The sequence below is a fragment of the Micromonospora echinospora genome (genome assembly GCF_014203425.1).
In the GTDB taxonomy this organism is placed as follows: domain Bacteria; phylum Actinomycetota; class Actinomycetes; order Mycobacteriales; family Micromonosporaceae; genus Micromonospora; species Micromonospora echinospora_A.
Window position 1 is genome coordinate 3,542,603 of record NZ_JACHJC010000001.1, and the last position, 9,022, is coordinate 3,551,624.

At 73.2% G+C, this 9,022-nt stretch carries 11 protein-coding genes; 4 read left to right on the plus strand and 7 right to left on the minus strand.

Annotation, left to right across the window (positions count from 1 at the left end):
- Positions 1-6: 6 nt before the first annotated feature.
- Positions 7-1,476, plus strand: a complete 1,470-nt coding sequence (locus FHU28_RS16540; RefSeq protein WP_184685199.1) for a class I adenylate-forming enzyme family protein — start codon at positions 7-9, stop codon at positions 1,474-1,476.
- A gap of 33 nt (positions 1,477-1,509) precedes the next feature.
- Here the strand turns inward: FHU28_RS16540 and FHU28_RS16545 are convergent, their stop codons facing one another.
- A complete protein-coding gene (locus FHU28_RS16545) occupies positions 1,510-2,370 on the minus strand; it encodes a hypothetical protein (protein WP_184685200.1) in 861 nt (286 codons plus the stop codon).
- 298 nt (positions 2,371-2,668) lie between these two features.
- Here FHU28_RS16545 and FHU28_RS16550 point away from each other — a divergent pair, with 298 nt between their 5' ends.
- From FHU28_RS16550 to FHU28_RS16560, 3 genes are all read left to right on the plus strand, one after another.
- Positions 2,669-3,316 (plus strand): hypothetical protein, encoded by a 648-nt coding sequence (locus FHU28_RS16550; protein ID WP_184685202.1) that lies wholly within the window; start codon positions 2,669-2,671, stop codon positions 3,314-3,316.
- A complete protein-coding gene (locus FHU28_RS16555) occupies positions 3,289-3,612 on the plus strand; it encodes a hypothetical protein (RefSeq protein WP_184685204.1) in 324 nt (107 codons plus the stop codon). Before FHU28_RS16550 ends, FHU28_RS16555 begins: the two co-directional genes overlap by 28 nt.
- 488 nt (positions 3,613-4,100) lie before the next feature.
- Positions 4,101-4,838 carry an alpha/beta fold hydrolase gene (locus FHU28_RS16560; protein ID WP_260413027.1) on the plus strand — a complete coding sequence of 246 codons (738 nt, stop codon included), beginning with the start codon at positions 4,101-4,103 and terminating at the stop codon, positions 4,836-4,838.
- A 41-nt stretch (positions 4,839-4,879) separates the two neighbouring features.
- Here FHU28_RS16560 and FHU28_RS16565 read toward each other — a convergent pair whose 3' ends face one another.
- From FHU28_RS16565 to FHU28_RS16590, 6 genes are all read right to left on the minus strand, one after another.
- A complete protein-coding gene (locus FHU28_RS16565) occupies positions 4,880-5,779 on the minus strand; it encodes a GlcNAc-transferase family protein (protein ID WP_184685206.1) in 900 nt (299 codons plus the stop codon).
- Entirely contained in the window at positions 5,776-6,708 is a 933-nt protein-coding gene (locus FHU28_RS16570) for a hypothetical protein (RefSeq protein WP_184685208.1), read from the minus strand. The genes FHU28_RS16565 and FHU28_RS16570 overlap by 4 nt, the downstream gene beginning before the upstream one ends.
- Before the next feature lie 122 nt (positions 6,709-6,830).
- The gene (locus tag FHU28_RS16575; protein WP_184685210.1) at positions 6,831-7,754 is read right to left on the minus strand and encodes a hypothetical protein; all 924 of its coding nucleotides are present in this window, start codon (positions 7,752-7,754) and stop codon (positions 6,831-6,833) included.
- A complete protein-coding gene (locus tag FHU28_RS16580) occupies positions 7,751-8,245 on the minus strand; it encodes a type VII secretion system-associated protein (protein WP_184685212.1) in 495 nt (164 codons plus the stop codon). The genes FHU28_RS16575 and FHU28_RS16580 overlap by 4 nt, the downstream gene beginning before the upstream one ends.
- Positions 8,242-8,607: a hypothetical protein gene (locus tag FHU28_RS16585; RefSeq protein WP_184685214.1), complete on the minus strand. Its 366-nt coding sequence runs from the start codon at positions 8,605-8,607 to the stop codon at positions 8,242-8,244. Before FHU28_RS16585 ends, FHU28_RS16580 begins: the two co-directional genes overlap by 4 nt.
- A 63-nt stretch (positions 8,608-8,670) precedes the next feature.
- A complete protein-coding gene (locus FHU28_RS16590) occupies positions 8,671-8,994 on the minus strand; it encodes a YrhB family protein (protein ID WP_116510267.1) in 324 nt (107 codons plus the stop codon).
- Between the last annotated feature and the right edge of the window lie 28 nt (positions 8,995-9,022).

The window sequence follows — 9,022 nt, forward strand, 5'->3', positions numbered from 1 at the left end:
GGGAACGTGCTGCATCCGTACGCGCACTACCTGCGGCGCGCCGCGCTGCTGTTCCCGGACCGGCCGGCGGTAGCGGATCCGGCCCGGGACGTCGAGCTGACCTGGCGGGAACTGGCCGACCGGGTGGCCCGTCGCGCCGCCACCCTGGCCCGGGCCGGCGTCGGCCCCGGCGACCGTGTCCTCGTCCGGCAGGCGAACACGCACGGCTACCTGGAGGCGGTGCTGGCGGCGGCCTGGCGGGGAGCCGCGTACGTGCCGGTGCTGGGGGTGCTCTCCGCGGGGGAGCGCCACTACATCGAGGAGACGGTGGAGCCGGCAGCCGTGCTCGACGCCGCCGACCCCGGCCCGCCCGGCGATCACGGCGGTGAGGCGCCGGTGGACGTGCCGCCGGGCGCCGTCTCCCAGGTCCTGTTCACGTCGGGCTCGTCCGGCCGGCCCAAGGGCGTCGTGCACAGCTTCGACAGCACGGCCGGGGCGATGGGGGCCTGGGCCGCGGTGACGAAGGCGGGACCCGACCAGGCCGTCCTGGTGACGACCCCGATGAGCCATGCCGCCGGCCGGCTGGTGGAGTCCGCCCTGGTCGCCGGCGGACGGGTGGTGATCGCCGAGTCGCCCCGGCCCGGCCCGGTCGCCGCCGCGATCGAGCGGTACGGCGTGACCCACATGCTGCTGGTGCCGACGGTGCTCCAGGACCTGGTCGACGGCTCCGCCGGGGCAGACCTGTCGTCGTTGCGGCAGGTGGTGTACTCGTCGGCCCCTGCGTCCCCGTCGTTGGTGCGGCGGGCACACGAGCGGCTCGGCCCGGTCGTGGCGTCGGTGTACGGGTCGACAGAGGTGCCGGCTCCGGTGACCGTGCTGGACACGGCCGATCACGAGCGGGCGATGGCCGGCGCCGCGCATCTGCTGACCTCGTGCGGGCGGGAACACCCGTGGGGCGTGCAGACGCGCATCGTCGACGACGACCTGCGCGAGGTGCCGCATGGTGAGGTCGGACAGCTCGCCCTCTGCACGCCGTGGCTGGCGTCCGGCTACTGGCACCAGCAGGAGGCCTGGGCCGACCGGCACCGGGACGGCTGGTTCCTCACCGGCGACCTCGGCCGGTACGAGGACGGCTACCTCTACCTGGTCGACCGGCGCGACGACATGATCATCTCGGGCGGCTACAACGTGTTCCCGACCGAGGTCGAGCACGTGCTCGGCGAACACCCGAGCGTGCGCGAGGTGGCGGTGTTCGGAGCGCCCGACGGACGGTGGGGCGAGGCGGTGGTCGCCGCGGTGGCGCTGCGGCAGCCCGCGCCCGCCGACCCGCCGGCCGCGCTGATCGCCCATTGCCGCGACCACCTGCCGCGCTACAAGGTGCCGAAGCGGATCGTCGTGCTCGACGATCTGCCCAAGTCGGGGCACGGCAAACTCTCCCGCCGCCTGACCCGACAGCGCGTCGTCGGCGACAGCGCCGTCGTTCATGGCGCGGAGTGAGGTGTCGCGTTCCGCAGCCGGGAGTACGGCCCGTCATCCGCCTGCCAGGGCAACGCCGTCGGGTGGCGGGTCGGTGAACAGCTCGGCGAGCCGGGCCCTGGTCCGGTCGGTGAGGATCTTGGTGGCGTCTTCTCCGAGTGGTGTCAGCGCATGCTGCCGTACCGCGGGGTGTTGTGCCGGCGCGGGGCAGATGAACACCGCGAGGATCCGCAGGGCCCGCAAGGCTTCTTCGTTGGAGATGAGGTCGAGCAACGGTACGCCGGAGAATGCCGCTACCTGGAACCCGCGCCACGCCTTGTCGACGATCAGGCCGACGACTGCTTCGGTGACGTTCGGCCGGCCGGCTTGCAACGGCGAGCGCAGGATCATGTCCTTCACCTGACCGGGGATGCTGTCGAAGCCGCGCCGGGTCACCTCGATGACCCGGGCCATGGCGATGAAGAGGTCGCACCAGCCGTGATGCCTGAGGTCGCGCCTGACGCCCTGGGCATCTGCGGCGGCGCGATAGAGCTCCGGTGTGATCTCCCGCCATGCTCCGCGCGCCATCTCTTTGGCGAGCGCGGCCACCTGCTCGGCGGGTGACGGGTGGTCCTCGTCGGCCTCGGCTCCCGTGTGAGGAGGTGAAGGGCTGGCAAGCCACTCCGCGATGTCCACGCGGGCCAGGTCGGTGGCGGCCTCCTTGTTGACGCGGGTCATCCGCAGGCGCCGTGGCCGATTCGGCGTCCAGGATAGTTTGCCTTCTAAGGACTCCCGTCGCCCACGACGGCCTGCATCGTCCTGGTTGACGAGGTCGAGCCATCCCTGCACGCCGTGCTGAGAGCCGCCGCACTCGCTGCAGACGCAGCGATGTTTTTCAGCCTTCGCGCAACGAGGGTTGTGCCTGTCGGCGTCCATGTCGGGGCCACCTCGCTCATCCGGCAGGCCCGGGTCGCGGCGCGGCCGGAACGTTACTCAATGCAATTTGATCGATACCTCACGTTACTTGTCGACCGACGTCAATGGAAGCCGGAACGGTCGGGCACCTCGAACCGTCCGGACAGTGTTCGGAACGACGCGACCCGGCGGAGCTCGGTCAGGGGCGCAGGGTCCGGCCCCCGGTCTCCGGACGGCGAATGCCCGCTACGCCACCGCCGACCGAGCCGCGCCGGTCCCCACCGGAGAATCAAAGCGCCTGGATGTACGGTCCTTCGTCATGAGCTATGACCTGATCTTCGTACCCCGAGGCGACGACCAGTCCTGGGAGGACGCCTTGAAGGCGGCGGCGGAGGCCGACACCGCTGAGCGTCCGCGTGCCGAGGCGTGGGACGGGATCGTGGCGGCGGCGCGGCAGGTGCTCGGTGAGGTCTCCGTGTTCGAGGGGGCCGACAACTACGAGCTGACGCACGAGCCGACCGGCGTCCAGGTCAGCTACTACGCGGACGAGGTCAGTGTCACCGTCCCGTACTGGTACCGGGGCGGTGACGCAGGCGACGTCGTCACGGCGGTGTACCAGCTCGGCGCGGCCGTCGAGGCGGTCACCGGCCTGTCCGGCTACGACCCTCAGGTGGAGCTGCCGTTGGCCGAGGCCGGGAGCTGGCAGTCGCGGCCTTCGACGAGGTCGCCGAGTCCTTCGCGAGGCGCGGGATCTCCAGCCCCAGCAACGGCTGAGCGCCTGCCCGCACGCCGGCAGGTCGCAGTGGCGGCGCTGTCGGATCGGCTGCGGCGTGCGACGCTCGTGGCGTGCGTAGCGTCTTTGTCTTCCCGGCCGTGCCGCAGGCCGCCGTCGTCGCCCTGCTCGACCGGCTGTCGCCGGATCAGAGACATCCGTGGCTGGTGGACGGATGCCTGTACCCGGATCTGACCGACGAGGACGAGCACCTGTACGCGGACTGGGAGCCGGCGGCGGTGCGGGCCCTGAGCCGCGCCCGCGGTGACCGGCCCAGGTGGGCGGTGCAGGTCGACGTCTCGGGCCGGGTCGACGGGACGGTGGAGGTCCGTCGCCTCACGTTGGCGCTGCTCGGTCGGGGCGGCGTCGCGATGGACGACTACTCCGACCATGTCTGGACGGCGGAACAGATCGCTGCCGACGTGACTGTGGACGGGCTGCGCTTCTTCGACTTCAGAGGCCATTACGAGCGGAGCCGGCTCGCCCGGTAGCCGGCCGACCGGGCAGGCCCCCGCCGCGCTCAACCGCCGACGCAACTCGTCTCCGCCCGGCACGTCGGTGCCACGAGGAACATTGGCGGTGGACGATGACCTCCCGATGGACCGGATGATTCTCGTCCGGATATTCCGTCGCCGCATTGAGAAAAGCGCAGCCCCGAAAACCGGGGGACTGGATTGTGGCGGCCGAATGGATGCCCTCGGCGCAGAAGCGAACGTTCGGTCCCGGCGACGACCGTCCGCCTCGCCGCACTCTCAGCTTCTTCTCAGGCGAAGAATTGTGGGAACCGGTTGCGCGGAGCCGGTTCCTCGCATAGCGGCGGGAGGACGCGCAGCCTTTGCGGCGGCGTTTTCCGAATCCCGCTGACAGGCGTTCCGCCAGTGCCGGATATTGGGTTTCGCAAACGTCGAACCGGCGTCGCCGGCCGGTCGCCCTGTGCTGTCCGGCTCTCCGTGCGGCAGATCACCGAAAGGAATGTCAGATGAACGCTGCGCCTGACACGACCGGAATGCCCACCGTCGTACTCGTTCACGGGGCGTTCGTGGACGGGTCCAGCTGGAACGGGGTGATCGCCGATCTACAGCGCCGTGGCTACCCGGTCATCGCGGTCGCGAATCCGCTGCGCAGCGTGCAGGGGGACGCCGCCTACCTGCGCGCGCTCGTGGACAGCCTGCCCGGACCGGTCGTGCTCGCCGCCCACTCGTACGGCGGCGCGATCATCACCGAGGCCGCGGACGGCGCCGCCAACGTCCGGGCCCTGGTGTACGTGGCCAGCTTCAGCCCGGACGTCGGCGAGTCGGTGGCCGACCTGAACGCCCGGTTCCCCGGCAGCCAGCTCGCCGACAACATCCACGCGGTGCCGATCCCCGCCCAGGACGGCAGCGCGGACATGGACCAGTACGTCAAGCAGGAGACCTACCCGGACTTCTTCGCCCCCGACGTCCCGCGGGATGCCGCCGGGGTGATGGCGGCCACGCAGCGGCCGGCCGCGGGAAACACGCTGACCGACAGTGTGACGCGGGCCGCCTGGCGGAGCATCCCGTCCTGGACGCTGATCACCGCCCAGGACCTGGCGATCCCGCCGGATCTGCAGCGCTTCCTCGCCGAGCGGGCCGGATCCACGACGATCGAGGTCGCCGCCTCGCACGCGGTGACGGTCTCCCAGCCGGGCGCCGTCGCGGACCTCATCGACACCGCCGCCGGCGCCACGTCGATGTGACGTCACCCGGTCGGCAACCCGGTGTCGGTGGCGGGCGCTGGTCAGAGCAGCACGAGTTCCTGGGCCAGCATGTCGGTCCAGGTGCGGCGGGTGAAGTTGCAGCCGGTGTGTGCCACGAACTGCCGCAGCGTGCGTACCGGGCCGATGCCGAGCCGGTCGACCGGCGGCGTGTGCAGCATGTAGAGCACCCGCCGGCGGCTCAGCTCCTCATAGCGGGCCCAGTCGGACTCGACGTGGTCGCTCCAGTGGCGCGGCCTGTCCTGGCGGATGTAGTAGTGCCAGGCCAGCACCTCGGTGGGGTGGAACAGGTCGTAGCCCCACGTGTAGGCGCGCAACGCCAGGGTGATCTCCTCGCCGTGGAAGTAGATGCCCGGGTCGTACGGCACCTCGACCGCGAACGAGCCGGGTGCGAAGAGGAAACCGGCGGCCAGGAACAGCGCCGGCTTGGGCGGCACGCCCGGCGCAGCGCCCTCGATGGGACGCTGACCGAAGATCGGTATGCCGAACGCCGTCCAGTCGCTGACGACGATCTCGGCCGGCACGCCCTCGCCGGTGAACTCCCGCTCGGGCTCGTAACTCGCCGGGTACGCGGTCAGGATCGGCTTCGCCGCGCCGGTCTCCCGCGCCATCCGGATCAGCCGCACGTCCCAGTCCGGCGCGAACCGGGTGTGACTGTCCACCTGCAACAGCCAGTCCTCGCCCCGGTACCGCTGGAACGTCTGGTCCCGGGCCCAGCAGGCGCCGCGGCTGTCGCGGGCGTCGTGCTCCTGCACGTCCACCTGCGGCAGTTCCCGGATGGCCGAGATGTCCTCGTCGCCGAGGTGCTGCCAGCAGACCGCGACGCGGACGTCCTGTGGGCGCGCCGCCTTCGCCAGGCAGTCCAGCACCGTCGGCACCAGCTCCCGGTCCCGGTACGACGCGATCGCCACGAAGATCGTCATGCGTCCGGCGCCGCCGGCACGAGGGCATACGACTGGAACAGCAGGGCCAGCGCGCGGTGCTCGTCGGCGGGGTCGGTGACCGGGAGCAGGTCACCGTGCGAGCGGATGTGGGCCAGCAGATCCGGCTCCGGCGCCAGCCCGTACGCCTGCAGGTAGTAGGCGACCGACTCGGGCCAGAGCCAGCGGCCGTCCGTGCGATAGGTCATCGGCACGACCCGGCCGCGTTCGGGCCGGACCACGTCCGGTCCCCGCGCGGTGGTGGCCAGCACCGGGGTGCCCGCGTCGAGGTACGCCGCCACCCGGGCCAGATCCGGGCCCGACAGCCGCTCGCGGCCGGGTGCGAAGCGTGCCCCGTCGTCGTCCACCTCGTCGTGGACCCGGGCGATCCGCAGCGGCTCGGCGTCCCGGTCGGCCCAGAGCAGAGCGCCGCAACTGCGGGCCGCCGCCGCGTACGGCGGAAGCTTGTCACCGGAGCGGTACACCTCGACCAGCGGCGCGGTGAGCCCGGCCCCGGCCAGCGCCCGCATCACGTTCGCCGCCGTCACGGCCTGCGGCCCGTTCGCCTCCAGCACGTAGACCGGCGCGGGCGGGATCACCGAGGCCGCCCACTCCGGGGCGATCCGCCAGGCGCGCCACAACGCCACGGCGTCGGGTTGCCGCCGTACCGCCGCGACGGCGACCCGGTCGGTGTCGTCCATCAGGCCCTCGCGGCCGGTGAGGTCCGCCAGCGGCGGCACCCGCCCACCGAAGACCCGGGGATTCGGTACGGCCGAGGCGAACGTGAACGCCAGATCGAGGGCACCGGGCGGCTCGGGCAGGGACACCGTGCCGGTGTCGGCGAGCCGCAGCCGCGCCTCGGCCAGCATCGCGTCGGGGACCTGCCCGCCGAGCCGCAGCAGCGCGACGTGCAGCTGGTCCTGCTCCGTCATTCCCGGCCTCCTCGCGTCCTCGTCGGCGGCGCTCGGCGCATTCGACCACGCCGGGCGCCGCGAGCGCCGGTCCCGCCGGACGGTCGTGCCCTAAGGACACCCCGACCGAAGCCGTTCGTGCATCAGCGCGGCCGGCCGGCCCGTACCAGCGCGGCGAGCGCCCGGTGCACGGCGACCGCGTCGGCCGGCGGCCCCGGCTCGGCCCGGCGCAGCCGCAGGTGCCGGCGCAGGCCCTCGTCGGCCAGCGCGCCCTCGTCGAGCACCCGGTCGGCCAGGTCGGCCGGCCAGATCCAGTCGCCGTCGGTGCGCAGGCGCGCGGTCAGCGCGGGCGCGGACCGCAGGTAGGTGACGAACGGCGCGATCTCGTCGTCGTCCAGCGGGAGCCGCCCGTCCCCGTCGGCGGCCACGCGGACCTCGCCGGGTGGACGCGGGGCCCAGATCAGCGCCGACCGGGACCGGGCCGCCCACTGGTACGCGGGTAGCGGCAGGCCGGGCCGGTAGACCTCGACCGGCGCGGCGTGACCGGCGGCGGCGAGCGCCCGCTGCCCCCGGTCGGCGACGTCGGGCAGCTCGTCGTCGGGCAGCGTCGCCTCGACCAGGTAGACCCGCACGGCGCTCGCCGTGTCGTCCGGCCCGGCGGTGATCCGCCAGCACCGCCACACCCCGGCGGTGTGCGCCGGGTCCAGCACGTCGAGCAGGGCCCGGTCGAGGTCGTCCACGGCGCCGCCCGCGGTCTCGTCCACTACGAGCGGCGCGGCGGTCGCGTACAGCGGCAGGTCGGCCGGCGGGAACGGGACGAACGGGGTGCGTGGCTCGGTGTCCACGTCGTCGTCGGCCGCCGGGTCGGGCGGCAGTGGCGTTTCCGGGGGCAGCAGCGCGGCCAGCGCCGCGATCTCCGCCGCGGACTGCGGGAACGCGCCGAGCAGCCGGGCCGCGCAGGCGCCCCGGTCGCCGTCGGCGAGCAGCGCGCGCAGACGGAAGAGGTCGTCGTCCGGGATGCGGCCCGCGGCGCGCAGCAGGAGCAGGTGCAGCGTCCCGGCGCTCACGGCGCCGTCTCGCGCAGGAAGGCGGCGGACAGGCGGGCCGGCGCCGGGCCGCCCGGGTTGACGATCGTGTCGTACGCGCCGGCCACGGTGGCCAGTTCCGCCAGGTCGAGCAGCCGCCATCCGGGGGCTGGCACCCGCTCCCGGTGCGCCGTGCTCGTGGTGACCACCACGCAGTTCCCGTCCTCGGGGTCGGGCAGGACGAGTGGCCGCCCGTCGCCGTTCGTCGCCAGGTGGAACGTGGAGTCCCGCAGGACCGCGAGCAGGTCCGCCGGCTCGGCCTCGCCGGCCGCGGTCAGCCGCAGCAGCGCGTCGGCCGGGTCGGTGGGGGAGTCCGGGAAGCGTGGACGGTACTCCGGGTTGCTCCGGAACGGGCCGACCTCGCCGTGCGGGCCGACCGGCCACATCCCGACGACCGCCTCGAACGGCGGTTCGTCGTCCTCGCCGTCGGTCCACTCCGGGTCGAGCAGCAGGAGGAACTCGTCGTCGCTCATCCGGTGGCCTCCTCGTCGGCGGGTCGCAGGGCGTGCCAGACGATCGCGGCGGCCAGCCGTACCGGCTCGGGACCGTCCGGGTCGACGAGCAGGTCGATGCCGTCGGGCAGCAGTTCGGCGAGCTCGGCCAGCTCGACCGGGCGCCACCCGGGGGCGAACGTGGCCGCCGAGGTGGCCACCACCACGCAGGGCATGTCGTCGAAGGAGCGCACGACCAGCGGCCGGCCGTCGCCGTTCATCGCGAGGTCGAGCCGGGCGTCGCGCAGCGCCGAACCGATCCGCTCCACCGGTTCGTCGCCGCGCATCATCCGGCGCAGCAGATCGGCCAGCGGCGGTCCGGGCGGGAAGGGGCGGTCCGTCATGGTCCCTCCAGGTGGCGGTGGCCCGCCGCGACCGTGGCGCCGGTCGCGGCGGACCGTCCGGGCTCAGGCGAACGGGTCCGGTGCGGCCGGAACCGGCACCGCTGGCAGTCCCTCGCGTGCGGCGTACTCGTTGAGCCAGCGCTCCAGCGGCGGGCCGGACGGGGCCACCCAGGGCTCGGCGCCGTTCTTCGGCACGACGAGCGGGCCCACCGCGAGCGTGTCCATGATGCTGCCGGTCTCGGTGGCCCGGACCGTGTTGAACGGGTAGACCCAGCACCAGGCGTACTCGGCCGGGGCGTCCGGGGCGAGCAGCGTCAGCGGCTGCGCCGGGTTCTCCAGCCGGCGCAGCGCGTCCTGCGCCCGGGTGCGGGCGTCGTCGGCGTCCATCAGGTTGTCCTTGTCTGTCGATGGTGGT